Source organism: Methylobacterium sp. Gmos3 (assembly GCF_056430985.1).
This window is the reverse complement of record NZ_JBWJYL010000001.1, coordinates 298,672-320,536: the sequence shown is the minus strand read 5'-3', so window position 1 is coordinate 320,536 and position 21,865 is coordinate 298,672. Positions and strand designations below refer to the sequence as shown.

22 protein-coding genes are annotated in these 21,865 nt (G+C 70.5%); 13 read left to right on the top strand and 9 right to left on the bottom strand.

The window, feature by feature from the left end:
* The first annotated feature begins 12 nt into the window (after positions 1-12).
* The 3 genes from ACS5Q7_RS01620 (at position 13) to ACS5Q7_RS01610 (ending at position 2,836) form a co-directional block, all read left to right on the top strand.
* Positions 13-885: a DNA-3-methyladenine glycosylase family protein gene (locus tag ACS5Q7_RS01620; protein ID WP_478337676.1), complete on the top strand. Its 873-nt coding sequence runs from the start codon at positions 13-15 to the stop codon at positions 883-885.
* Positions 886-1,107: 222 nt separating this feature from the next.
* Positions 1,108-2,397: a crotonyl-CoA carboxylase/reductase gene (ccrA, locus tag ACS5Q7_RS01615; protein ID WP_478338011.1), complete on the top strand. Its 1,290-nt coding sequence runs from the start codon at positions 1,108-1,110 to the stop codon at positions 2,395-2,397.
* Positions 2,398-2,539: 142 nt separating this feature from the next.
* Positions 2,540-2,836, top strand: a complete 297-nt coding sequence (locus ACS5Q7_RS01610; RefSeq protein WP_478337675.1) for an alkylphosphonate utilization protein — start codon at positions 2,540-2,542, stop codon at positions 2,834-2,836.
* 297 nt (positions 2,837-3,133) lie between these two features.
* Here ACS5Q7_RS01610 and ACS5Q7_RS01605 read toward each other — a convergent pair whose 3' ends face one another.
* The gene (locus ACS5Q7_RS01605) at positions 3,134-3,694 is read right to left on the bottom strand and encodes a cupin domain-containing protein (RefSeq protein WP_478337674.1); all 561 of its coding nucleotides are present in this window, start codon (positions 3,692-3,694) and stop codon (positions 3,134-3,136) included.
* Positions 3,695-3,840: 146 nt separating this feature from the next.
* On the opposite strand from ACS5Q7_RS01605, the gene aptA reads away from it, so the two are divergent.
* Both aptA and ACS5Q7_RS01595 read left to right on the top strand, forming a co-directional pair.
* Entirely contained in the window at positions 3,841-5,163 is a 1,323-nt protein-coding gene (gene aptA, locus ACS5Q7_RS01600; RefSeq protein WP_478337673.1) for an omega-aminotransferase AptA, read from the top strand.
* A 69-nt stretch (positions 5,164-5,232) separates the two neighbouring features.
* On the top strand, positions 5,233-6,294 hold the full coding sequence (locus ACS5Q7_RS01595) for an SDR family oxidoreductase (protein ID WP_478337672.1): 1,062 nt from the start codon (positions 5,233-5,235) through the stop codon (positions 6,292-6,294).
* A 108-nt stretch (positions 6,295-6,402) separates the two neighbouring features.
* On the opposite strand, the gene ACS5Q7_RS01590 is transcribed toward ACS5Q7_RS01595, so the two are convergent.
* Complete coding sequence (locus ACS5Q7_RS01590; RefSeq protein WP_478337671.1) at positions 6,403-7,689, bottom strand: ArgE/DapE family deacylase; 1,287 nt, start codon at positions 7,687-7,689, stop codon at positions 6,403-6,405.
* Positions 7,690-7,864: 175 nt separating this feature from the next.
* On the opposite strand from ACS5Q7_RS01590, the gene ACS5Q7_RS01585 reads away from it, so the two are divergent.
* The gene (locus ACS5Q7_RS01585) at positions 7,865-8,041 is read left to right on the top strand and encodes a hypothetical protein (protein WP_478337670.1); all 177 of its coding nucleotides are present in this window, start codon (positions 7,865-7,867) and stop codon (positions 8,039-8,041) included.
* Between the two features lie 165 nt (positions 8,042-8,206).
* Here the strand turns inward: ACS5Q7_RS01585 and ACS5Q7_RS01580 are convergent, their stop codons facing one another.
* The 3 genes from ACS5Q7_RS01580 to ACS5Q7_RS01570 all read right to left on the bottom strand — a co-directional run bounded on the left by ACS5Q7_RS01580 (position 8,207) and on the right by ACS5Q7_RS01570 (position 10,985).
* A complete protein-coding gene (locus ACS5Q7_RS01580) occupies positions 8,207-9,073 on the bottom strand; it encodes an amidohydrolase family protein (protein WP_478337669.1) in 867 nt (288 codons plus the stop codon).
* A 2-nt stretch (positions 9,074-9,075) separates the two neighbouring features.
* The gene (locus ACS5Q7_RS01575) at positions 9,076-10,383 is read right to left on the bottom strand and encodes an MFS transporter (protein WP_478337668.1); all 1,308 of its coding nucleotides are present in this window, start codon (positions 10,381-10,383) and stop codon (positions 9,076-9,078) included.
* A 125-nt stretch (positions 10,384-10,508) separates the two neighbouring features.
* The gene (locus ACS5Q7_RS01570) at positions 10,509-10,985 is read right to left on the bottom strand and encodes a hypothetical protein (protein ID WP_478337667.1); all 477 of its coding nucleotides are present in this window, start codon (positions 10,983-10,985) and stop codon (positions 10,509-10,511) included.
* Between the two features lie 179 nt (positions 10,986-11,164).
* On the opposite strand from ACS5Q7_RS01570, the gene ACS5Q7_RS01565 reads away from it, so the two are divergent.
* The gene (locus ACS5Q7_RS01565) at positions 11,165-11,911 is read left to right on the top strand and encodes a phosphodiester glycosidase family protein (RefSeq protein ID WP_478337666.1); all 747 of its coding nucleotides are present in this window, start codon (positions 11,165-11,167) and stop codon (positions 11,909-11,911) included.
* Positions 11,912-12,157: 246 nt separating this feature from the next.
* The gene (locus ACS5Q7_RS01560; protein ID WP_478337665.1) at positions 12,158-13,120 is read left to right on the top strand and encodes a HEPN domain-containing protein; all 963 of its coding nucleotides are present in this window, start codon (positions 12,158-12,160) and stop codon (positions 13,118-13,120) included.
* Positions 13,121-13,294: 174 nt separating this feature from the next.
* Here the strand turns inward: ACS5Q7_RS01560 and ACS5Q7_RS01555 are convergent, their stop codons facing one another.
* Positions 13,295-14,413: an NADH:flavin oxidoreductase/NADH oxidase gene (locus ACS5Q7_RS01555; protein WP_478337664.1), complete on the bottom strand. Its 1,119-nt coding sequence runs from the start codon at positions 14,411-14,413 to the stop codon at positions 13,295-13,297.
* Positions 14,414-14,586: 173 nt separating this feature from the next.
* Here ACS5Q7_RS01555 and ACS5Q7_RS01550 point away from each other — a divergent pair, with 173 nt between their 5' ends.
* Entirely contained in the window at positions 14,587-15,015 is a 429-nt protein-coding gene (locus ACS5Q7_RS01550) for a phospholipase A2 family protein (protein ID WP_409564699.1), read from the top strand.
* Between the two features lie 3 nt (positions 15,016-15,018).
* On the opposite strand, the gene ACS5Q7_RS01545 is transcribed toward ACS5Q7_RS01550, so the two are convergent.
* Positions 15,019-16,929 carry a propionyl-CoA synthetase gene (locus ACS5Q7_RS01545; protein WP_478337663.1) on the bottom strand — a complete coding sequence of 637 codons (1,911 nt, stop codon included), beginning with the start codon at positions 16,927-16,929 and terminating at the stop codon, positions 15,019-15,021.
* Between the two features lie 163 nt (positions 16,930-17,092).
* A complete protein-coding gene (locus tag ACS5Q7_RS01540) occupies positions 17,093-17,272 on the bottom strand; it encodes a YdcH family protein (protein ID WP_342163593.1) in 180 nt (59 codons plus the stop codon).
* Between the two features lie 172 nt (positions 17,273-17,444).
* Here ACS5Q7_RS01540 and ACS5Q7_RS01535 point away from each other — a divergent pair, with 172 nt between their 5' ends.
* The 4 genes from ACS5Q7_RS01535 (at position 17,445) to ACS5Q7_RS01520 (ending at position 20,630) form a co-directional block, all read left to right on the top strand.
* On the top strand, positions 17,445-17,663 hold the full coding sequence (locus ACS5Q7_RS01535; RefSeq protein WP_478338010.1) for a YdcH family protein: 219 nt from the start codon (positions 17,445-17,447) through the stop codon (positions 17,661-17,663).
* A 78-nt stretch (positions 17,664-17,741) separates the two neighbouring features.
* A complete protein-coding gene (gene purE / locus ACS5Q7_RS01530; RefSeq protein ID WP_478337662.1) occupies positions 17,742-18,236 on the top strand; it encodes a 5-(carboxyamino)imidazole ribonucleotide mutase in 495 nt (164 codons plus the stop codon).
* On the top strand, positions 18,233-19,330 hold the full coding sequence (locus ACS5Q7_RS01525; protein ID WP_478337661.1) for a 5-(carboxyamino)imidazole ribonucleotide synthase: 1,098 nt from the start codon (positions 18,233-18,235) through the stop codon (positions 19,328-19,330). Before purE ends, ACS5Q7_RS01525 begins: the two co-directional genes overlap by 4 nt.
* Before the next feature lie 430 nt (positions 19,331-19,760).
* Positions 19,761-20,630 (top strand): tetratricopeptide repeat protein, encoded by an 870-nt coding sequence (locus ACS5Q7_RS01520; protein WP_478337660.1) that lies wholly within the window; start codon positions 19,761-19,763, stop codon positions 20,628-20,630.
* A 30-nt stretch (positions 20,631-20,660) separates the two neighbouring features.
* Here ACS5Q7_RS01520 and ACS5Q7_RS01515 read toward each other — a convergent pair whose 3' ends face one another.
* Positions 20,661-21,815 (bottom strand): acyl-CoA dehydrogenase family protein, encoded by a 1,155-nt coding sequence (locus tag ACS5Q7_RS01515; protein ID WP_478337659.1) that lies wholly within the window; start codon positions 21,813-21,815, stop codon positions 20,661-20,663.
* Positions 21,816-21,865: the final 50 nt, after the last annotated feature.

The following is a 21,865-nucleotide window of genomic DNA, read 5'->3' as shown; positions in this document are numbered from 1 at the left end:
GGCCTCCCTCCCGTGATCGTCACCCTCCCCGTCCGGCAGCCCTACGATTGGGCGGGCCTGCGCGCCTTCCTCGCGGCGCGGGCGATTCCCGGCGTCGAGCGCGCCGACGTGGGCGGTCCCTATGCCCGCACGGTTCGCCTCGGCGGTCGGGCCGGCACCGTGACGGTGGCGCCCGGTGGGGACGGGCTCGTGGCGACCCTCACCGGCCTCGACCCGTCCGCCGGTTCGGACGTCGCGGCACGGCTGCGCCGCCTGTTCGATTGCGAGGCCGACCCCGCTGCCATCGGCGCCTGCCTCTCGCGCGATTCGCGTCTCGCGCCCCTCGTCGCCGCGCGGCCGGGGCTGCGCCTGCCGGGCGCCTGGGACCCGTTCGAAACCGGATGCCGGGCGATCCTCGGCCAGCAGGTGTCGGTGGCCGCCGCGCGACGCCTCGCCGGGCGCCTCGCGGAGGCGTTCGGGACGCCCGTGCCGGCCATCGGCACACTCAACCGGCTGTTCCCGGCCCCGGAGGATCTGGTGGAGGCGGATGTCGCCCTGGTCCTCAACATGCCCCGCGCCCGGGGCGCGGCGATCCGGGCGCTCGCGGCGGCCGTTCTGGCCGATCCCGCCCTGTTCGCCCCGGCCTCGAGCCTGGAGGACGCGGTGGCGCGCTTCACCGCCATCCGGGGCATCGGCCCCTGGACGGCGCAGTACATCGCCATGCGCGCGCTCAAGCTGCCGGATGCCCTGCCGGTGGGCGATGTCGGGCTGTTGCGGGCCCTCGACCGGGGCACCGGCCGCCCGAGCCCGGCCGAACTCGTCGCCCATGCCGAGGCCTGGCGACCCTACCGGGGCTATGCCGCGCAACACCTCTGGGCGGCCGACGAAGCACCCCGCCACGACTGAATTGGTGGGGCATCCTGCCTGTCCCGGCCGAATAATGTTTGGCCGTTCGAGAAACGGATTTTGAATGCGCGAAGGCTCTGCTCTGCGGAGCGGCGTCGTTCCTGTGAGAAGCCGGCTTTCTCAGACTTTCGGCCCACTTGGAGGCTCTTCGCAACGCAGCTATAGCCGGAAGCCGAAGAACCGCGGCACTGCATAAGACCGCGTGTGAGCGAGGAGATCGACATGGCGGCGAGCGCTGCGGTCCAGGAAGCGGGTCGCGAGGTCAAGGACCTGTACGAGATGGGGGAAATCCCCCCGCTCGGTCACGTGCCGGCCAAGATGTACGCCTGGGCGATCCGGCGCGAGCGCCACGGGCCGCCGGAGCAGTCGCACCAGCTCGAAGTCCTGCCGGTGTGGGACATCGGCGACGACGAAGTGCTGGTCTATGTCATGGCCGCCGGCGTCAACTACAACGGCGTCTGGGCCGGTCTCGGCGAGCCGATCTCGCCCTTCGACGTGCACAAGGGCGAGTACCACATCGCCGGCTCCGACGCCTCGGGCATCGTCTGGAAGGTCGGCGCCAAGGTGAAGCGCTGGAAGGTCGGCGACGAGGTCATCGTCCACTGCAACCAGGACGACGGTGACGACGAGGAGTGCAACGGCGGCGACCCGATGTTCTCGCCGACCCAGCGCATCTGGGGTTACGAGACGGGCGACGGCTCCTTCGCGCAGTTCTGCCGGGTGCAGTCGCGCCAGCTGATGCACCGGCCGAAGCACCTCACCTGGGAAGAGGCCGCCTGCTACACGCTGACCCTCGCCACCGCCTACCGGATGCTGTTCGGCCACGCCCCGCACACCGTGCGGCCGGGCCAGAACGTGCTGATCTGGGGCGCTTCCGGCGGCCTCGGCGTGTTCGGCGTGCAGCTCTGCGCGGCCTCCGGCGCCAACGCCATCGCCGTGATCTCGGACGAGTCGAAGCGCGACTACGTGATGAGCCTCGGCGCCAAGGGCGTCATCAACCGCAAGGACTTCGATTGCTGGGGCCAGCTCCCGAAGGTGAACTCCCCTGAATTCCATGCCTGGACCAAGGAAGCCCGCAAGTTCGGCAAGGCGATCTGGGACATCACCGGCAAGGGCAACGACGTCGACATCGTGTTCGAGCACCCCGGCGAGGCGACCTTCCCGGTCTCGGCGCTGGTGGTGAAGCGCGGCGGCATGGTGGTGTTCTGCGCCGGCACGACCGGCTTCAACATCACCTTCGACGCCCGCTACGTGTGGATGCGCCAGAAGCGCATCCAGGGCTCGCATTTCGCCCATCTCAAGCAGGCCTCGGCCGCGAACCAGTTCGTGCTGGACCGCCGGATCGACCCGTGCATGAGCGAGGTCTTCCCCTGGGACAAGATCCCCCAGGCGCACACCAAGATGTGGAAGAACCAGCACCCGCCGGGCAACATGGCCTGCCTTGTGAACTCCCCCCGCGCCGGCCTTCGGACCGTCGAGGACGTGATCGAGGCCGGTCCGCTCAAGCGGTAAGGCGTTCGCGGGGCGGTGCCGCCTTGGAGCGGTGCTGCCCTGCGCGTCCTGCCCTTGCCCGTCGCCGGGCGAGGCGCGACAACGGCGACGCTTGACAGGTCGTTCCCCGTGGGAGGGGACGCTGCGGCGGGAGCCCCAAGACGTGACCGGCGACGACGAATCCTACGTGTACGATGAAGCCACCGGCGAGTGGCTGCCCCCCGGCGCGGCCTCCGCACCTGCCGCTATCGTGGTCCGCGACGCGGCCGGCAATGCGCTTGCCGACGGTGATTCGGTGACGCTGATCAAGGACCTCAAGGTCAAGGGCACGAGCACGACCCTGAAGCAGGGCACGGTGATCCGCTCGATCCGCCTGACGGACGACCCCGACGAGATCGACTGTCGCCACGACACGATCAAGGGTTTGGTCCTGCGCACGGAGTTCGTGCGCAAGCGGTGAAGGGGATCGCTCGGCGAGCTTTTCCATACCGATCCTCCTTTCCCCTCTCCCCGCCTGCGGGGAGAGGCCCGCTGACACCTCGTCGTGTCGGCGGGAAGCGGAGGCGCAGCCGGAGCGGCGGTGAGGGGGATCACCGGAAGAGTCTCGTTCGGCACACCCCCTCACCCTCGGCTGCCGCCTCGCCGCGCCGACGACAGGGTCGTCGCGGCCCTCTCCCCGCAAGCGGGGCGAGGGGAATGCACATCGTCTCGGCCAAGCTCTCAGGATGAGGGCGTGGGCGGGACGGGTGCGGGTCTCTCAAAAACTCGGCGGCGTGCAGGCGCTCACCACCTCGCAAGGCTGCGGGCCGACGCAGCGGAAGCGGTGCGGGCGGCGGCTGTCGAAGCTGTAGGCGTCGCCGGGGCCGAGGATGCGGCGCTCCTCGCCGACCGTGACCTCCAATCGGCCGCTGAGCACGATCCCGCCCTCCTCCCCGTCATGGCTGAGGAGCACCCGGCCGGTATCCGCGCCGGGCTCGTAGCGCTCCTTCAGGATCTGCAGGCGGCGGCCGAACAGGTTGTCGCCTACCTGCCGGAAGGAGATGCCGCCCCGCGCCGAGCGGCGGCCGATCTCGGTCAGCTCCTCGGCGGCGAAGAACGCCTTGCGCTCCGGCTCCGGCTCGACGGCGAAGAACTCGGCCATGCCGATGGGGATGCCGTCGAGGATGCGCTTCAGCGCGCCGACGGAGGGATTCACCCGGTTCGCCTCGATCAGCGAGATCGCCGAGTTGGTCACGCCCGCGCGCTTGGCGAGCGTGCGCTGCGACAGGCCGTGGCGCACCCGCACGAAGCGCAGGCGCTCGCCGACATCGACGTCCATGGGCGGGCTCCGTTGCAGGTGTTGCGGATCCCGCAACAGTGCAGCCTCCGCACACGCTCCCGCAAGGGGTTGGCGCGCACCAGAAAAGGACTTGTTGCTACAGGCGATTGGGTATCCCCTGGCCGGGACAGAGCCGGAGCCCGTCCATGACCGACCATCGCTCGCGCAACACCCCCTCCCTCGATGCCTTCTGGATGCCGTTCACGGCGAACCGCCAGTTCAAGGCGGCGCCGCGCATGCTCGTCTCGGCCGAGGGGATGCACTACACGGCGGATGACGGGCGCACGGTCCTCGATGGCACCGCCGGCCTGTGGTGCGTGAATGCCGGCCACGGGCGACGGCAGATCGCGGCGGCGGTGGAGCGCCAGCTCTCGACCCTCGATTTCGCGCCGACCTTCCAGATGGGCCACCCCATCGCCTTCGCATTCGCCGAACGCCTCGCGGAGATCGCGCCGGGCGGCCTCGACCGGGTGTTCTTCACCAATTCCGGCTCAGAATCGGTCGACACCGCCCTCAAGATCGCGCTGGCCTACCAGCGCTCCATCGGCCAGGGCACCCGCACCCGGCTGATCGGGCGCGAGCGCGGCTATCACGGCGTCGGGTTCGGCGGCATCTCGGTGGGCGGCATCGTCTCGAACCGCCGGGTCTTCCCGCAGCTCCCCGGCGCGGACCACCTGCGCCACACGCACGATCCGGCCCGCAACGCCTTCTCGAAGGGCCAGCCGGAGCACGGCGCCGAACTCGCCGAGGATCTCGAGCGCCTCGTCGCCCTGCACGGCGCCGAGACCATCGCCGCCTGCATCGTGGAGCCGCTTTCGGGCTCGACCGGCGTCCTCGTGCCGCCGAAGGGCTACCTGGAGCGCCTGCGCGAGATCTGCACGAAGCACGGCATCCTGCTGATCTTCGATGAGGTCATCACCGGCTTCGGACGCCTCGGCGCTCCCTTCGCCACCGATTATTTCGGCGTGACGCCGGACCTCGTGGCCGCCGCCAAGGGCCTCACCAACGGCACCGTGCCGATGGGCGCGGTCTTCGCGAGCCGGCAGGTGCATGACGGGCTGATGCAGGGGCCGGACGGGATCGAACTGTTCCACGGCTACACCTATTCCGGGCATCCGGTCGCCTGCGCGGCGGGTATCGCGACGCTCGACATCTACCGGGAGGAAGGGCTTCTCACCCGCGCTGCCGACCTCAGCGGGGATTGGTCCTCCGCGATGCACGACCTGCGCGGGCGCAAGCACGTCATCGACATCCGCACGCTGGGCCTCGTCGCGGGCATCGAACTGGAATCGCGCCCCGACGCGCCGGGCAAGCGCGCCTATGAGGTATTCGTGGATTGCTTCCAGCGCGGGCTCCTCGTCCGCGTCACGGGGGACATCGTCGCCCTGTCGCCGCCGCTGATCGTCGAGCCGGGGCAGATCGGCGAGATGGCCGAGGTGCTGGGCGCGGCCATCGACCGGGTGGCCTGAACCCTCCCCCGCCTCACGGGTTGCAGCCGGACAGGTTGCCCCGTCGAAGGGGCGGAACGAGGCTGACCCATGACCGATACCGTCCTGATCGTCGGCGCGAGCGGCATCGTCGGCAGCGCGGCGGCGTCCCGCTTCGCCGCCGAGGGCTGGCGCGTCGCGGGGCTCGCCCGGCGCCCGGTGGCGCAGGAGGGCGTGGAGCCCGTCGCCGCCGATTTGCAGGACCGCGCCTCCCTGGAGGCCGCCCTGAAGGATCTCGCCCCGACCCATCTGGTGCTGGCGACATGGCAGCGCCGGGACACGGAAGCGGAGATGATCCGCGTGAACGGGGCGATGGTCGCGGGCGTGTTCGACGTGTTGCGTCCGCAGAAGAGCCTGCGCCACGCCGCCCTCGTCACCGGGCTGAAGCACTATCTCGGCCCGTTCGAGGCCTACGGGAAGGGCACCCTGCCGCAGACCCCGTTCCGCGAGGAGCAGGGGCGCCTGCCCATCGAGAACTTCTACTACGCGCAGGAGGACGCCCTGTTCGCGGCGGCCGAGCGCGACGGGTTTGCGTGGAGCGTCCACCGCCCGCACACGATCATCGGCAAGGCGGTCGGCAACGCCATGAACATGGGCACGACGCTCGCCTGCTACGCCACCCTGTGCCGCGAGAAGGGGGAGCCCTTCGTGTTCCCCGGCTCGGCGGCACAGTGGAACGGCCTGACCGACATGACCGATGCGCGCTTGCTCGCCCGGCACCTGCTCTGGGCCTCCACCGAGCCCAAGGCCGAGAACCTCGCCTTCAACGTCGTGAACGGCGACGTCTTCCGCTGGAGCTGGATGTGGGGCCGCCTCGCGGACTGGTTCGGGATCGAGGCCGCGCCCTTCGACGGCACGCATCGTCCGCTCGAGCCGCGCATGGCCGGCGACGGCCCCCTCTGGGCCGAGATCGCCAAGCGCCACAACCTCGCGGAGCCGGACCTGACCAAGCTCGCTTCCGCGTGGCACACGGATGCCGATCTCGGGCGGCCCGTCGAGGTCGTCACCGACATGAGCCGGAGCCGCCGCCTCGGCTTTACCGCCTACGAGCCGACCGACGACGCCTTCTTCGACCTGTTCGCGCAGCTGCGGGCCGACCGGCTCATCCCGTAGAGACCCACATCGTCATTGCGAGCGCAGCGAAGCAATCCACCCGGCACTGCCCTTTTCGGATAGGTCGCGCCTTGGATTGCTTCGGCTCCGCCTCGCAATGACGTCGCGTCAGGGCTTCCGCTCCACCCCGCACCATTCGGCCACGAACAGGGCCATGGCGGTGGTTGAGCGCTTCACCGAGGCGAGGCTGACGCGCTCGTCGAAGCCGTGGATGTTCTCCGCGTGGGGGCCGTAGCAGAGGGCCGGCACCTTCTCGTAGAGGGCGTGGACGCGGGTATCGAGATAGCTCGGCGACATGAAGCTGGTGAGCGCCTTGCTCGTCGCCCGCTGGTGGGCGCGGCCGAGCACGGCCTCGGCCTCCGAGCCTTCCTCCAGCACGTAGCCCTCGGCCATGAAGCCGTTGAACCGCACGAGGGGCGGGTTCAGCGCCAGGAACGCATCGCCCGAAGCGAAGCGGGCGACGGCCTCTTCGATCTCGGCGGCGGCATCGGCCGCCCGAGTGCCGGGATAGAGGGCGATGCGGCAATCGGCCCGCGCCCAGGCCGGCACCGAAGAAGCCCAGTCGCCCCCGGCGATGCGGCCGATGTTGAGGTTGATCGGGTGAGCCTCGGTCTCGAAATGGCGATGCCGGCCGCGCTCGTCGTTCCAGCGCGCCTCGACTTCGCGCAGCGCCCCCACCACCCGCCACAGGGCGTCGATGGCGTTGGCGCCCGCGCCCATCTCGCGGACATGGACGGGACGGCCACGCACCTCCACCGTGAACCAGATCACCCCCGTATTGGCCCGCACCAGGGCCTCGTCCTCCGGCTCGGGGATGAACACCGCGTCCGCGCGGTAGCCGCGCAGATGCGCCGCCAGCGCGCCGTTGCCGGTGGATTCCTCTTCCACCACCGATTGGATCGTCACGGCGGAGGCCGGCTGGAGGCCGAGCCGGCCGAGGGCGTCGAGGGCGAAGAGGTTGGCCGCATGGCCCGCCTTCATGTCGCCGGCGCCCCGGCCATAGAGCCAGTCGCCCTCGATCACCGGGTCGAAGGGCGGGTGGCGCCACAGGTCGAGGGGGCCGGTCGGCACCACGTCGACATGCGCCTGCAGGATCAACGAGCGGCCCGCCTGCCCCGCCGGCCGGTGATGGCAGACCACGATCGGTGCGTCCGAATGGCGCTCGTCGATCCGGCCGCCGCCGGGATGGGCGTCGAGTGCCGCCCGGTCCATGGCGAAGCGCTCGGCAGCATAGCCCCGCGCGCGGAAGGTCTCGAACACGTAATCCTGGCAGGCCTGCTCCTGCCCGCGCAGCGACGCGAACCGGACGAGGTTGCGCGTGTGCTCCACCTGGGCGTCGAACCCCTCCGCGACGGCGGCTTCGATCTCGGCGGCGAGCGTCGGGTCCAGCGGCATGGGCACTCCTTGCAAGTTGCGGAAGGGGAAGCCGGCCGGGCGATCCTGTCAACGGCGGATCGCGGCCTTCCCGTGTGTCGCAGCCCTATGCCCTTGCCGAATCGCGCCTTTGCTGCGTTGGCTGCGGCCCGCGCAGGCGGGGGCCGCGATCCCCGCCCGGACCGGAGGGCATCGCATGAGCGAGACGGCGGACACCTTCAAGAAGGCGCCGAGGCGCAAGCCGACCAAGGGCAAGAGCATCTCCGTGTCCCCGGAGATGCGCGAAGCCTATGCCGAGATACTCCGCCAGCGGGCGGAGAAGGAGGAGGTCTACGGCCGCCACCTGCCGCAGGACGAGCCCCGCCGCCGCTAGAACAGTCTCGGGGAAACTCGGCTCATGCCGTGTCTCCCGTCTTTGCGAGCGGCGCGAAGCAATCCAGGGATCCGCCACGTCCGAAAGCGGCCCGCCACCCTGGATTGCTTCGCTGCCGCTCGCAAAGACGGTTGAGCCGCTGATCCCGATCAAACCGGAACCGCACTAGAATCCGTAGAGCCGCTTCGGGTTGTCGACGAACAGCATCCGGCGGCGTTCCGCGTCGGGCACCCACTCTGCCATCAGGTCGAGGAGCGCCGGAAGCTTCGGCGGCCCGTCCCAGGCGGCGACATGCGGCCAATCCGAGCCCCAGAGGCAGCGCTCCGGCGCCGCGTCGTTGAGGGCGCGGGCCAGGGGGATCGTGTCCGCGTAGGGCGGTCCGGTGTCCGACACGCGGAAGGCGCCGGAGAGCTTCACGTAATTCCCATCCCGGACGAGGCCGAGGAGCGCCTGGAAGCCCGGATGGTCCACTCCGGCCGAGGCCGGCATGTGGCCCATATGGTCGAAGACCAGGGGCACCGGCAGGCGGGCCATCAGGCCGGCCATCTCGGGCAGGTGCCGCGCGTCGAGCAGGAATTGCAGGTGCCAGCCCATCTCACGGGCGAGCGCGCCGTAGCGCTCGAGCTGATCGAGGCCGACCCCGCCGCCGAACAGCACGTTGAGGCGCAGGCCCCTCACCCCCGCCTCCTTGAGGTCGGCGAGGTCGCGCTCCGGCAGGCCCAGCGGAATGACCGCGATGCCGCGCAGGCGCTGGCGGTTCGCCTTGAGGGTCTCGACCATCAGCCGGTTGTCCGTGCCGTGGACGCTCACCTGCACGAGGACGCCGTGCGCCATGCCCGTGGCATCGAGCATGGCGAGGTAGCGCGCCGCCGGCGCCTCGGGCGGGGTGTAGCTGCGCTCGGCCACGAACGGATAGGCCGGCGGCAGGCCGATCACGTGGGCGTGGGTGTCGACGGCGCCCGGCGGCACCGCGTAGCGCGTCGGGCCGCCGGGATGCGGATCGGGGGCCGGGCAGTCGCGGATGTCGCTCATGGTCAGGTGTCCGCGTGGAGGACGCGCCCGCGCGTCTCAGGCAGGGCGAAGGCGGCGAGGAAGAACATGCCGTAGGCGATGGCCGCGAACAGGGCGATGGCCGAGGCGAGCCCGACCCGCTCCGACAGGTAGCCGACGAGGGCCGGGAACAGGGCGCCGAGGCCGCGCCCGAAATTGTAGCAGAAGCCCTGCCCCGAGCCGCGCAGGCGCGTCGGGTAGAGTTCGGTGAGGAAGGCGCCCATGCCGGAGAAGTAGCCGGAGGCGAAGAAGCCGAGCGGGAAGCCGAGCAGCCAGAGCACGCCGTTCGAGAGCGGCAATTGCGTGTAGGCGACGATCACCGCGATGGCGCCGAGCGAGAAGATCAGGAAGAGCGGCCGCCGCCCGAGCTTGTCGGCGAGCCACGCGCCGACGAGGTAGCCCGTGAACGAGCCGACGATCAGCGCGGCGAGGTAGCCGGTGGAGGAGACGATGGAGAGGTGCCGCTCCGTCGTCAGGAAGCGCGGCACCCAGGTGGTGATGGCGTAGTAGCCGCCCTGGCAGCCCGCCGCCGCCAGCGAGGCGAGGATGGTGGTGCCGAGGATCGGGCCGGAGAAGATCTCCCACAGCTTCGGCCGGTCGCCGCTCGCGGCGGCGGCGGCGCGGGTGCGGACGGCGACCTCCGGCTCCTTCACGTGGCGGCGCAGGTAGAAGACCAGCAGCGCCGGCAGGGCGCCCACGGCGAACATCCAGCGCCACGCGCTCTCGGGCGGCAGCGCCGAGAACAGGATCGCCTGCGACAGCACGGCGAGGCCCCAGCCGATGGCCCAGCCCGACTGCACCGAGCCCACCGCCCGGCCCCGGAACTCGGCGCGGATCGTCTCGCCGATCAGCACCGCGCCGGCCGCCCATTCGCCACCGAAGCCGAGGCCGAGGAGGGCGCGGGCCACGAGTAGTTGCTCGAAGCTCTGCACGAAGGCGCAGACCAGGGAGAAGAACGAGAACCAGAGGATGGTGATCTGCAGGGTGAGCACCCGGCCGATCCGGTCGGCCATGAAGCCGGCGATCCAGCCGCCCAGCGCCGAGGCCAGCAGCGTCACCGTAGCGGCGAGCCCCGCCGTGCCGGGATCGACCTTCCACAGCGCGATGATCGTGCCGATCACCAGCGGGTAGATCATGAAGTCCATGCCGTCGAGGCACCAGCCGGCGGCGCAGGCCCAGAAGGTGTTCCGCTCGGGCTTCGTCATGGAGCGGTAGAAGGCCGTGAGACTCGCGTCCCGGATCTCGACCGCCTCGGCGCCCGGCGCCGTCCCCTGTCCGCCGACCGTATCCATGATTCACTCCCGCTTTGGCGGGAGTATCGGCCGGGTGCCGGAGACTGTCCAACGGCGTTTGCGGCAAGTCCAAAGAAAAGGGCCGCCCTCGCGGGCGGCCCCTTCGGTTCGTGCGTCTGCCGGACTTAGTAGCAGCGCTCGACCAGCACGCGGCGGTAGCCGTAAGGCGTCCACCGCACGCGCGGGACGGTGTAGCAGCCGCCGCCGTAGCCGTAGCCGTAATCGCCACCGTAATAGCCGACCGGGGCGTAGCCGCCGCCGTAGCCGTAGCCATAGCCCGGGTAGCCATACCCGCCGTAGCCGCCATAGAGGCCGCCCGCCGCGAGGCCCAGGCCGAAGCCCGCCAGGCCGAAGCCGATGCCGCGACCGTAGCCGCCGCGATAGCCGTAACCGCGATAGCCGCCGTAGCCGCCACGGAAGCCGCCGTAACCGCCGCGGAAGCCCGCGCCACGGAAGCCGCCGAAGCCGCCGCCATGGAACCCGCCGCCGAAGCCGCCGCCGTGGAACCCGCCACCGCCGAACCCGCGGGCGTCGGCGCTCACCGGCGCAAGCGCCAGGGCGCCGGCCGCCAGAAGCGCAGAACCGAGCACTGCACCCTTCATCTTACGTCTCCAAGAATTCAGAACCCCTTCGATGCTGAAACGTGCAGCCTGGCAAAACGGTTCGCGCGGCATGCGCGGCAGGCGGTCACGGTCCCGTGCACACCGGGCGACGGCCCTGCGCGAAAACCGCCGTTTTCGGACGGCAGAGGGACGGCGCGATCCACCTGATGATGCGTTCCATGCTCCTTCGTTCGGCTTTCCTCGCCCTCGTCGCCGGCCTTGCCCTGTCTCACCCGGTTCGCGCAGCCCCCGAGGCGGGCGAGCCCTGCCGGGCGATCCAGGCCCAGGGCGAGAGCTTCACGATCTGCACCGTCGATCTGCGCAAGCGCCGCCTGCGGGTGTTCTGGCGCCGGCCGGACGGGCAGGCCTATTCCTCTCTCCAGGCGCTGGCCGAGGCGCAGGGTCCGAAGCTCGCCTTCGCCATGAACGGCGGCATGTACGACAAGGATCAGGCGCCGGTCGGTCTCTATGTCGAGGATGGGCACGAGCTGCACGGCGTCTCGACGGCGGACGGGCCGGGCAATTTCCACCTGAAGCCCAACGGCGTGTTCTACGTGAAGGGCGAGAAGGCCGGCGTGCTCGACACGCCGCGCTATCTGCGCGCCCATCTGAAACCGGATTTCGCCACGCAATCCGGGCCGATGCTGGTGATCGAGGGGCAGATCCACCCGAAGATCACGGCGGACGGGCCGTCGCAGAAGATCCGCAACGGCGTCGGCACCCGCGATGGGGGCCATGTGGCGGTCTTCGCCATTTCCGAGCGTCCGGTGAGCTTCGGCGCCTTCGCCCGGCTGTTCCGCGACGACCTCGGCTGCCGCAACGCCCTGTTCCTCGACGGCTCGGTGTCGAGCCTCTACGCGCCGAACCTCGGGCGCTCCGATCTCGGGCGGCCACTGGGGCCGATGATCGGAGCGGTGGCGAAGTAAGACGCCGGATCGCGTGCGCCGCGCTTGTCATCCCGGGGCGCCGAAGGCGAGCCCGGGATCCAGACGCGCCCAGGGGCGCCGGGTCCGGCACGATCGGCGGCTCTGGATCCCGGGCTCCGCTGCGCGGCCCCGGGATGACGGGGGGGTGGGAGCTTGCCGCCGGCCCGGCGGCGCCGTCGCTCGATACGATGGGTCGGATCGTGTAGAGGCGGGCGGGTGCCCCTCGGGGGCCCCGGTGCCCGCGTGATGAAGACCAGCCTCGATCACCTCCCCCGCCTGCGGCAGCGGCAACTCGCGGACGTCGTGCGCGTCCTGCTGGAGGAGTTCGAGAAGAAGACCGAGCGGGGCACCCAAGCCTGGACCCGGGGCGGACGCATCCTCAAGATCGTTCTGTTCGGGTCCTTCGCCCGGGGCGACTTCGTGGATTCTCCTCAGACCAACTACCTGTCGGACTTCGACATCCTCGTCGTGGTCAACTATCCGCAACTGACGGACAAGGCCGAGTATTGGGAGGACGCCGACGACCGGCTGCTGCGCCGGCGCATGGTCGATGAGCGCTTTCCCGAGGTCGGCTTGATCCTCCACACCTACGCCGACGTAAACGACCAGATCGCCCGGGGGCGTCCGTTTTTCCTCAACATCGAGCGCGAGGGGATTGCCCTCTATGAGGCGAAGGGCTTTCCCCTGGCCTCGCCGGGTGAGATGCCGCCGGAGATCGTCCGCGAGGAGACGATCGGCAATTTCCAGGGCTGGCTGCCCTACGCTGAGGGCGGACTGGAAGTCGGCAAGGCCGCGATGAAGCTCGGCAATTGGAGGGATGCCGCGTTCATGGCGCATCAGACCGCCGAGCGTGCCTATACCTGCGTGCTGCTCACGCTGACGCTCTATGCCGCGCCCTCGCACAACATCCGCAACCTGCGCAAGAAGGCAGAGGCCCTGGTGCCGGAACTACGGGCCGTCTGGCCGCCGAACCACGGCCTCACCCGCCGTTGCTTCGAACTGATCTACCAAGCCTACATCAAGGCGCGCTACTCGAAGCACTACAAGATCACCTACGAGGAACTGACCTACGGCTTCGCCCGCTTGGATGAGCTTGTCGCCCTGGTGCGGACGGCCTGCGAGCGACACCTCACCGGGATGGGCATCGACCCCGCCACGCTGCCGCCGCCGGTCGAGCTGCCCTTCCCGTCCGCGCACGACCCGGAGTGAGCCGCGCGATGACGGCGGCGATCCAAGACGCCGCCGCCCCGCCGCGCTTGTCATCCCGGGGCGCCGAAGGCGAGCCCGGGATCCAGACGCGCCGGGGGCGCTGGGTCCGGCACGGTCGGCGGCTCTGGATCCCGGGCTCCGCTGCGCGGCCCCGGGATGACGGGGGGTGGGTGTTTACCGCTGGCCGAAGGCCGTGTCCTTGAACAGGTCCTTCAGGTGGTGCGGCTGCGAGCGCCAATATTGCTTCGGCGCGTGCACCCGCGCGCCGAGTTCGGCCGCCGCGTGCCAGGGCCAGCGCGGGTCGTAGAGCATGGCGCGGGCCAGCGAGATCGCGTCCGCCTTGCCCTCGGCCAGGATGTCCTCGGCCTGCTTCGGCTCGGTGATGAGGCCCACCGCGATGGTGGTGAGGCCGGTCTCGGCCTTGATCCGCTCGGCATAGGGCACCTGATAGCCCGGCCCGACCTTGATCGCCTGCTTGGGCGAGACGCCCCCGCTCGAGACGTGGATCGCGGGGGAGCCCGCCTTCTTCAGGGCCTGGGCCAGTTCCACCGTCTCGTCGAGGTCCCAACCGTCCTCGACCCAATCCGTCGCGGAGACCCTGAACCAGACCGGCGAACCGGCGGGCACGACCTGCCGCACCGCGTCGTAGATCTCCAGCGGGTAGCGCATCCGGTTGGCGAGGCTGCCGCCGTATTCGTCCGTGCGCTTGTTGGCGATGGGCGAGAGGAATTGGTGCAGCAGGTAGCCGTGGGCGCCGTGCAACTCCACGGCCTCGATCCCGAGGCGCACGGCGCGCTTGGCGGTGGCCACGAACTGCTCGCGCACCCGCTTCAGGTCGGCGGCGTCGAGGGCGTGCGGCGGCACCTCCCCCTCGCCATGCGCCACCGGGGACGGCGCCTCGGTCCGCCAGCCGTAGGGGTGATCCGGCGCGATCTGCTTGCCGCCGGACCAGGGGGTGTCGCTCGACGCCTTGCGGCCGGCATGGGCGATCTGGATGCAGACCGGGATCGGCGCGTATTCGCGCACCGCGCCGAGGACGCGGGCCAGCGCCCGCTCGCAGCCGTCGTTGTAGAGGCCGAGATCCCAGGCGGTGATGCGCGCCTCGGGGGAGATGGCGGTGGCTTCCAGCGTCAGCAGGCCGGCGCCCGACATGGCCAGGTGCCCGAGATGCATCATGTGCCAGTCGGTCGCCTCCCCGTCGCGGGCCGAGTACTGGCACATCGGCGCGATGAGGATCCGGTTCTCCAGGGTGAGGGAGTCGAGGGTCAGGGGCTCGAACAGGCGTACGGTCATGGGGTCCTCCGGCATGGGGTCAATCTGGGGCGGTGCTGCGGTGCGGCCAAGCGGCTCCATCGTCCCGAACCGGGAACCCGCCGATTGGAAGGCCTGTTTTGTGTGCGTCGCCGCGCTGCGGCGGCCCAAGCGAGCCGCCTGAGGGGGCGAGATCGCCCAGGATTCCGATCATGATGCTTCCGAGATTCACCGCCCCGTTCGTGTTCGCCGCCGGTTGCGTCGCCCTCGCGGGTGCCTCCCAGGCCCAGCCTGCCGCCTTCGGTGGGCCGAAGATGCTGATCCACGGCAATTATTGCGGGCCGGGCAACAACGCCCCCCTGCCCCCCATCGATGCCCTCGACGCGGCCTGCGCCCGTCACGATGCCTGCACCCCGCAGGGCGGGCTTCCCTCCCGCGCCTGCAACATGCGCCTCCAGCGCGAGGCCGAGATGATCTCCCGCGATCCGCGCATCCCCGAGAAGGAGCGCGCCATGGCCGGGATGATCGCCATGGGTGCCGGCGCCATCCCGACGAGCCCCGACAGCGGACCCACCGCGACCGGCTCGCTTACGAATCCGGCCGCCGGCATCGGCCTGCCGGGCGATGACGACGACGCGGAGTAAGCCCTAGCCGCCGATCCCGCGGGTCCTGAGACTGTCGCCGATCTCCTCGAGGACGCTCGCGTCGTCGATGGTGGCCGGCATGGTCCAGGGCTCGTCGTCGGCGATGCGCTTCATCGTGGCGCGCAGGATCTTGCCCGAGCGGGTCTTGGGCAGGCGCGGCACGGTGAGCGCCAGCTTGAACGCCGCCACCGGCCCGATCTCCTCCCGCACCTTGGCCACAAGTTCCCGCTCGATCTCGGCGGGGTCCCGGGTGACGCGGGCCTTCAGCACGACGAAGCCGCAGGGCACCTCGCCCTTCAGCGCGTCGCGGATGCCGATCACCGCGCATTCCGCCACGTCCGGGTGGGCGGAGAGCACCGCCTCCATCCCGCCCGTCGAAAGCCGGTGCCCGGCGACGTTGATGATGTCGTCGGTGCGGCCGAGCACGGTGATGTAGCCATCCTCATCGATGATCCCGGCATCCGACGTGTCGTAATAGCCGGGGAAGGTGGTGAGGTAGCTCTCGCGCATCCGCTCGTCCGAGCCCCACAGGGTCGGGAGGCAGCCGGGCGGCAGGGGCAGGCGGATCGCGATGGTGCCCATCGTGCCCGCCGGCACCTCCTTGCCGCCCTCGTCGAGGACGCGCACGTCGTAGCCCGGCATCGGCACGCAGGTGCTGCCGCGCTTCACCGGCAGGAGGCCGAGCCCCACCGGGTTGCCGGCGATGGGCCAGCCGGTTTCCGTCTGCCACCAATGGTCGATGACCGGCCGGTCGAGCACCCGCTCGGCCCAGGCGACGGAATCCGGGTCCGCCCGCTCGCCCGCCAGGAACAGGGAGCGGAAGGCCGACAGGTCGTGCCGGCCGACGAGTTCGCCCTGCGGGTCCTCCTTCTTGATGGCGCGCAAAGCCGTCGGCGCCGTGAACAGGCACACGACCTTGTGCTCTTCCAGCACCCGCCAGAACGCGCCGGCATCCGGCGTGCCCACCGGCTTGCCCTCGTAGAGCACCGTGGTGCAGCCGTGCAGGAGCGGCGCGTAGACGATGTAGCAATGGCCGACGACCCAGCCGATGTCCGAGGCGCAGAAATAGGTCTCGCCGGGGGCGACGCCGTAGAGGTTCGGCATCGACCACGCGAGCGCCACGAGGTAGCCGCCGGTGTCGCGCACCACGCCCTTCGGCTTGCCCGTCGTGCCCGAGGTGTAGAGGACGTAGAGCGGGTCCGTGGCCGCCATGCTCACGCAACCGGCATGCTTCCCCGCCGCCCGCGCGGCCTCCATCGTCTCGGCCCAGTCGTGGTCGCGGGCGGGGTCGAGGTCGGCCCGGCATTGCGGGCGCTGGAAGATCAAGCAGGCCGAGGGCTTGTGCGCGGAGGCCGCGATGGCCGCGTCGAGGAGCGGCTTGTAGGCGACGACCCGGTTCGGCTCGATGCCGCAGGAGGCGGCGAGCACCACCGTCGGCTGCGCGTCCTCGATGCGCTTGGCGAGCTCGTTGGCCGCGAAGCCGCCGAACACCACCGAATGCACCGCGCCGAGCCGGGCGCAGGCGAGCATCCCGACCATCGCCTCGGGCACCATCGGCATGTAGATCACCACCCGGTCGCCCTTGCCGACGCCGAGGTCGGCGAGCACGGCGGCGAGCGTCGCCACCTCGTCGCGCAATGCGCCGTAGGTGATCGTCCGCTTGGTGCCGGTGACGGGCGAATCGTGGATGATCGCGACTTGGTCGCGGCGCTCGGATTCCGCGTGCCGGTCGACGGCATTGTAGCAGGCGTTGAGCCGGCCATCCGGGAACCAGCGCCCGTAGGGGCCCTGGGCTCCGTCGAAGGCCCGTTCCGGCATCCGGTCCCAGGCGATGGCGCGGGCGGCGTCCAGCCAGAACGATTCGGGGTCGCGCGCGGCGGCGGCGTGGGTTTCGGCGTAGCGGCTCGCGGGCATGGCGTGTCCTCGGGGTCGTGCGACGGTCTTCCGCCGTCTCGCGCCGAGCTTACCAGATCGCCGGCCGCACCGTCATCGGTGGGCCGCCCGGACCTTCGGGCATCAAAAAGCCGCGCCGTCCTGTGGGGAGCGGCGCGGCCTGCCTTGGCCTATCTGAGGTGGGTCAGTGCAAGGTGCCGTTGGCTTGGAGCCTGTTCATCTCATCCTTGAGGTGAAGTTTTCGGCGCTTGAGTTCCGCTATCTGCTGGTCGCTTGCCGAGGGCCTGTGGATGGCCTCCTGAATCTCGCGCTCGAGGGCTTCGTGCTTGCGGGCGAGTTGGCTCAGATGCGTCTGCAGCGACATGAGGCGAATCTCCTGTCATTGTTCTGACACGGGCAGACTGACACAGGTTCGCGGGCCTGTCGAAGCGTTTTCGCTGGGCAACCTTTCGCAAGGGTTGCTCCGGCGCTTGCCCACCGCCGAGGCGTGACGCATGCTTCTGACCTTCGAAGGGGTTTCGGTTTTCCAGGGTGCGATGGCGGCTGAGTCGGGTGAGAACGGGCAGTCCGATCTCGAAGCGGAACTGGTCCGGCTGCGCGAGGAGCATCGCGACCTCGACGGCGCCATCGAGGCGCTGGAGCAGAACGTGGCGGGCGATCAGTTGCAGATCCAGCGGCTGAAGAAGCGCAAGCTGACCCTGCGGGACCGGATCTCCCATATCGAGGACGTGCTGACGCCGGACATCATCGCCTGAGAGCGGTGGGTCGGCAGCCGTCCCGCCTTGCGGACCGCCGCCTACGCGGTTAAGCGCCCTCTTTTGCTGGGACCACGCATGTCGGCGCCACCCGTCGCGATCATCATGGGCAGCCAGTCGGACTGGGCGACCATGTGCCATGCCGCGCAGACCCTGGATGCGCTGGCGATCCCCTACGATGCCCGCATCGTTTCCGCTCACCGCACGCCGGACCGGCTCGTCGCCTTCGCCAAGGGCGCGCGCGCGGCCGGGTTCAAGGTGGTGATCGCGGGGGCCGGCGGCGCGGCGCACCTGCCGGGTATGGCCGCTGCGATGACCAGCCTGCCGGTCTTCGGCGTCCCCGTCGAATCGAAGGCCCTCTCGGGGCAGGACAGCCTGCTCTCCATCGTGCAGATGCCGGCGGGTGTGCCGGTGGGCACCCTGGCCATCGGCCGGGCCGGGGCGGTGAACGCCGCGCTGCTCGCCGCCGCCGTGCTGGCGCTCTCGGACGAGGCGCTGGCGGACCGCCTCGACGCGTGGCGCGCGGCGCAGAGCGCATCCGTGGCCGAACGGCCGGAGACTCAAGGACAGTGACGCAGAACGCGATTGCCCCCGGCGCGGTGCTCGGGATCGTCGGCGGCGGCCAGCTCGGCCGCATGATCGCCCTCGCGGCGGCGAACCATGGGCTGAAGGTCCATGTCTACGCCCCCGATGCCGACAGCCCGGCCTTCGACGTGGCCGCCCGCACCACCTGCGCCGCCTATGACGACGAGGCGGCGCTCGCGGCCTTCGCGGCGTCGGTGGATGTCGTGACCTACGAGTTCGAAAACATCCCCCGCGCCACCGCCGAGGTGCTGGCCCGCCACGCTCCGCTCCACCCGAACGCCGAGGCCCTGGCGACGACGCAGGACCGGCTCTCGGAGAAGGAATTCATCAATCGCCTCGGCATCCCCACGGCGCCGTTCCGCCCGGTGGACACGCCGGACGACCTCGCCCGCGCCCTGGAGACGATCGGCCTGCCGGCGGTGCTGAAGACCCGCCGCTTCGGCTACGACGGCAAGGGCCAGCGCATCATCCGCGAGCCCGGCGAGGGCGACCGCAACGCGATCTTCGCCGAGTTCGGCGGCGCGCCGCTGATCCTCGAAGGCTTCGTGCCCTTCGAGCGCGAGGTCTCGGTGGTGGCCGCGCGCGGCGCCGACGGGAGCTTCGCCGCTTTCGACCTCTGCGAGAACGAGCACCGCAACCACATCCTGGCCTTCACGCGGGTGCCGGCCGAGGGCGTCTCCCCCGAGACGGCGCAGGAGGCCTACCGCATCGCCCGCGCCATCGCCGACGCCCTCGACTATGTCGGGGTGCTGGCGGTGGAGATGTTCCTGGTGCGCGAGGGCGGCGAGCGGCTCGTGGTCAACGAGATCGCGCCGCGCGTCCACAATTCCGGGCACTGGACCATCGAGGGCGCGCTGTCCTCGCAGTTCGAGCAGCATGTCCGCGCCGTCTGCGGCTGGCCGCTTGGCAGCGCGGCCCGCGTCGGCGGCCTGCCCTGCGAGATGGAGAACCTGATCGGCGATCAGGTCGAGGCGTGGCGGCAGATCCTCGCGGAGCCCGGCGCGCATCTGCACCTCTACGGCAAGGGCGAGGCCCGCCCCGGCCGCAAGATGGGGCACGTCACCCGCTTGAAGGCCGGCTGACGGTCCGCGCCGTGATTGCCCCCCTCCCCGTCATTGCGAGCGAAGCGAAGCAATCCAGGGAAGCGGGACGTCTCGGAATGTGGCGCCGCCCTGGGTTGCTTCGCTGCGCTCGCAATGACGGAGTGCGTGTGATGGCGGCCTATGACGGGCCTGGTTGCGTCCCCCGGGCCACACCGGCACACGCGCTTGGCCGCCCGGCGGGGTGATTGCGCGCCCCGGCGGCGGGGGGTCATACCTTCGCCACATCCCGCCGCTTCCAACCGTTCCAGGGTTCGCCCGGCCGTGCGACTCGGCCCGGCTTTAAGGGGGCATTCACCGCGCTGCGCGAGGTTGCACGCGGATTGCCGGAGCCGGGCGCCATGCGCCGGAGCGGACAGGATCAGGGGCGGGGCACCGTGCAGGGCATGGCGGCTCCCGGGAGAATGGGGCGATGACGCAAGGCAACGGGCTCGTGAAGGCCGCGCTGGTCGGCGCGGCTTTGGTCGCGGCCGGGGGGCTGGCGGGCTGCGAGACCGTGGGTTCGGCCGCGGGCGCGCGCCAGTACGCGGTGCTGGAAACGGATACGACGGGGGCGACGACGAGCAACATCGCCTCGCTCAGCGAGGTGGTGCAGCGGAACCCGAACGACGCCGCCGCCTACACGACCCGCGGCGCGGCCTATGCCCGCGCGGGCCAGTTCAGCGAGGCGATCGGCGACTTCACGAAGGCGATCCAGCTCGATCCGAATTCGGCCTCGGCCTACAACAACCGGGCGCTGGCCCTGCGCCAGACCGGCCGCAACGACGCCGCCCTGCAGGATTTCTCGAAGGCGATCAGCGCCGATCCGAATTACGGCCCGGCCTATATCGGCCGCGCCAACGTGGAGCGGGCGCAGGGCAACCTCGACGCCGCCCTCAACGATCTCAACGTCGCGATCCGCCTGAGCCCCGAATCGGCCGAGGCGTATCATGCGCGCGGTCTGGTGAAGCAGAAGCAGGGTCTCGACACCCAGGCCATCGCCGATTTCGACGCGGCCATCGACCGGAACCCCTTCGTCTCGGCGCCCTACGCCGCGCGCGGCCAGAGCCTGATCGCCACGAACCAGTATCCGAAGGCGATCGAGGACTACAACGCGGCGCTCAACGTGAACAACAAGGACGCCACGTCCTGGGCCTATCGCGGCCTGGCCTACGAGAAGTCCGGCCAGCGCAAGGAAGCGCTCGACAATTACCAGCGCGCCGCGACCATCGACCCGAACAACGGCGTCGCGAAGTCGGGCCTCGCCCGCGTGCAGGGCGGCCTGAGCTCGGTGTTCAACTGACGCCCCGGAGGGCGTGAGGGGGCAGCCCCCTCACGCCGCCAGCAGCCCGTCCTCCGCGTCGGTGATGGTCCGCATGTGGTGCGGGGTGTCGCCGAGCTGCGTCGCGATCATCGCGAGGCGCTTGAAGTGGCGGGCGCCGAGATATTCCATCGTCATGCCGATGCCGCCGTGCAGCTGCACCGCCTCCTGGCCGAGGGTACGGCAGGCGGTGTTGATGCGGATCTTCACCGCCGCCAGCGCCGCCGCGCGGGCCACCGGATCGTCCGACTCCACCATCATCGCGGCGTAAAGCGCCATGGAGCGGGCCTGCTCCAGCTCGATCAGCATGTCGACGGCCCGGTGCTGCAGCGCCTGGAAGGCGCCGATCGTCGTGCCGAACTGCGTGCGCGTCTTCAGGTACTCGACGGTGAGCCGGTGCAGGGTCTCCATCGAGCCCACCGCCTCGGCGGCCAGCGCCGCGATGCCGTGCTCGATCACCCGTTCGAGCAGGGGCAGGCCGCCCTCGGCATCGCCCAGCACCGCGTCGGCCGGCACGCTCACATTGGAGAACGAGACCTCCGCCGCTCGGCCACCATCCTGCGTCGGATAGGGCGCGATGCTCACGCCGGGGGCGTCGGCGGGCACGAGGAACAGGCCGATCCCCGCCCGGTCCCGGCGCTCGCCGGACACCCGCGCCGAGACCACGATCAGACCGGCCGAGTCGGCGTTCGGGACGATGGACTTCGCCCCGTTGAGCACGAAGCCGTCGCCGTCGCGCCGCGCGGTGGTCGCCACGTCGAACAGATCGTAGCGCGATTGCCGCTCGGTATGGGCCAGCGTCAGCCGGAGGGAGCCCTCGATCAGGCCGGGGGCGAGGCGGGCCAACTGGTCGGGGCTCCCCCCGAGGCGCAGGGCCGTGCCGCCGAGCACCAGGGTCGGGAACAGGGGCTCGACCACGAGGTGGCGGCCCACCGCCTCCATCACCAGCATCGTCTCGACGGGACCGCCGCCGAAGCCGCCGGCCTCCTCGGGGAACGGCAAGCCGGAGATGCCGAGTTCGGCGAACTTCTGCCAGTTCGCATCGGGGAAGCCGAGGGGCGCCTTGGCATGGGCCTGCCGGGCTTCGAGCGAGGGATAGAGGTCGGCGCAAAGCCGCTCGACGCTGTCGCGCAGGAGCGACTGATCCTCGTTCAGGTCGAAATCCATTCTGCTCTCCCTTCGGCGCCACCCGTCATTGCGAGCGGAGCGAAGCAATC

What these genes read in the sequence shown, in the direction of transcription:
- ccrA (WP_478338011.1), top strand. Translation starts at nt 1,108, where the DNA reads ATGGCGGCGAGCGCTGCGGTCCAGGAAGCGGGTCGCGAGGTCAAGGAC.
- ACS5Q7_RS01605 (WP_478337674.1), bottom strand. Translation starts at nt 3,694, where the DNA reads ATGGACGTCGATGTCGGCGAGCGCCTGCGCTTCGTGCGGGTGCGCCAC.
- aptA (WP_478337673.1), top strand. Translation starts at nt 3,841, where the DNA reads ATGACCGACCATCGCTCGCGCAACACCCCCTCCCTCGATGCCTTCTGG.
- ACS5Q7_RS01595 (WP_478337672.1), top strand. Translation starts at nt 5,233, where the DNA reads ATGACCGATACCGTCCTGATCGTCGGCGCGAGCGGCATCGTCGGCAGC.
- ACS5Q7_RS01590 (WP_478337671.1), bottom strand. Translation starts at nt 7,689, where the DNA reads ATGCCGCTGGACCCGACGCTCGCCGCCGAGATCGAAGCCGCCGTCGCG.
- ACS5Q7_RS01585 (WP_478337670.1), top strand. Translation starts at nt 7,865, where the DNA reads ATGAGCGAGACGGCGGACACCTTCAAGAAGGCGCCGAGGCGCAAGCCG.
- ACS5Q7_RS01580 (WP_478337669.1), bottom strand. Translation starts at nt 9,073, where the DNA reads ATGAGCGACATCCGCGACTGCCCGGCCCCCGATCCGCATCCCGGCGGC.
- ACS5Q7_RS01575 (WP_478337668.1), bottom strand. Translation starts at nt 10,383, where the DNA reads ATGGATACGGTCGGCGGACAGGGGACGGCGCCGGGCGCCGAGGCGGTC.
- ACS5Q7_RS01570 (WP_478337667.1), bottom strand. Translation starts at nt 10,985, where the DNA reads ATGAAGGGTGCAGTGCTCGGTTCTGCGCTTCTGGCGGCCGGCGCCCTG.
- ACS5Q7_RS01565 (WP_478337666.1), top strand. Translation starts at nt 11,165, where the DNA reads ATGCTCCTTCGTTCGGCTTTCCTCGCCCTCGTCGCCGGCCTTGCCCTG.
- ACS5Q7_RS01560 (WP_478337665.1), top strand. Translation starts at nt 12,158, where the DNA reads ATGAAGACCAGCCTCGATCACCTCCCCCGCCTGCGGCAGCGGCAACTC.
- ACS5Q7_RS01555 (WP_478337664.1), bottom strand. Translation starts at nt 14,413, where the DNA reads ATGACCGTACGCCTGTTCGAGCCCCTGACCCTCGACTCCCTCACCCTG.
- ACS5Q7_RS01550 (WP_409564699.1), top strand. Translation starts at nt 14,587, where the DNA reads ATGCTTCCGAGATTCACCGCCCCGTTCGTGTTCGCCGCCGGTTGCGTC.
- ACS5Q7_RS01545 (WP_478337663.1), bottom strand. Translation starts at nt 16,929, where the DNA reads ATGCCCGCGAGCCGCTACGCCGAAACCCACGCCGCCGCCGCGCGCGAC.
- ACS5Q7_RS01540 (WP_342163593.1), bottom strand. Translation starts at nt 17,272, where the DNA reads ATGTCGCTGCAGACGCATCTGAGCCAACTCGCCCGCAAGCACGAAGCC.
- ACS5Q7_RS01535 (WP_478338010.1), top strand. Translation starts at nt 17,445, where the DNA reads ATGGCGGCTGAGTCGGGTGAGAACGGGCAGTCCGATCTCGAAGCGGAA.
- purE (WP_478337662.1), top strand. Translation starts at nt 17,742, where the DNA reads ATGTCGGCGCCACCCGTCGCGATCATCATGGGCAGCCAGTCGGACTGG.
- ACS5Q7_RS01520 (WP_478337660.1), top strand. Translation starts at nt 19,761, where the DNA reads ATGACGCAAGGCAACGGGCTCGTGAAGGCCGCGCTGGTCGGCGCGGCT.
- ACS5Q7_RS01515 (WP_478337659.1), bottom strand. Translation starts at nt 21,815, where the DNA reads ATGGATTTCGACCTGAACGAGGATCAGTCGCTCCTGCGCGACAGCGTC.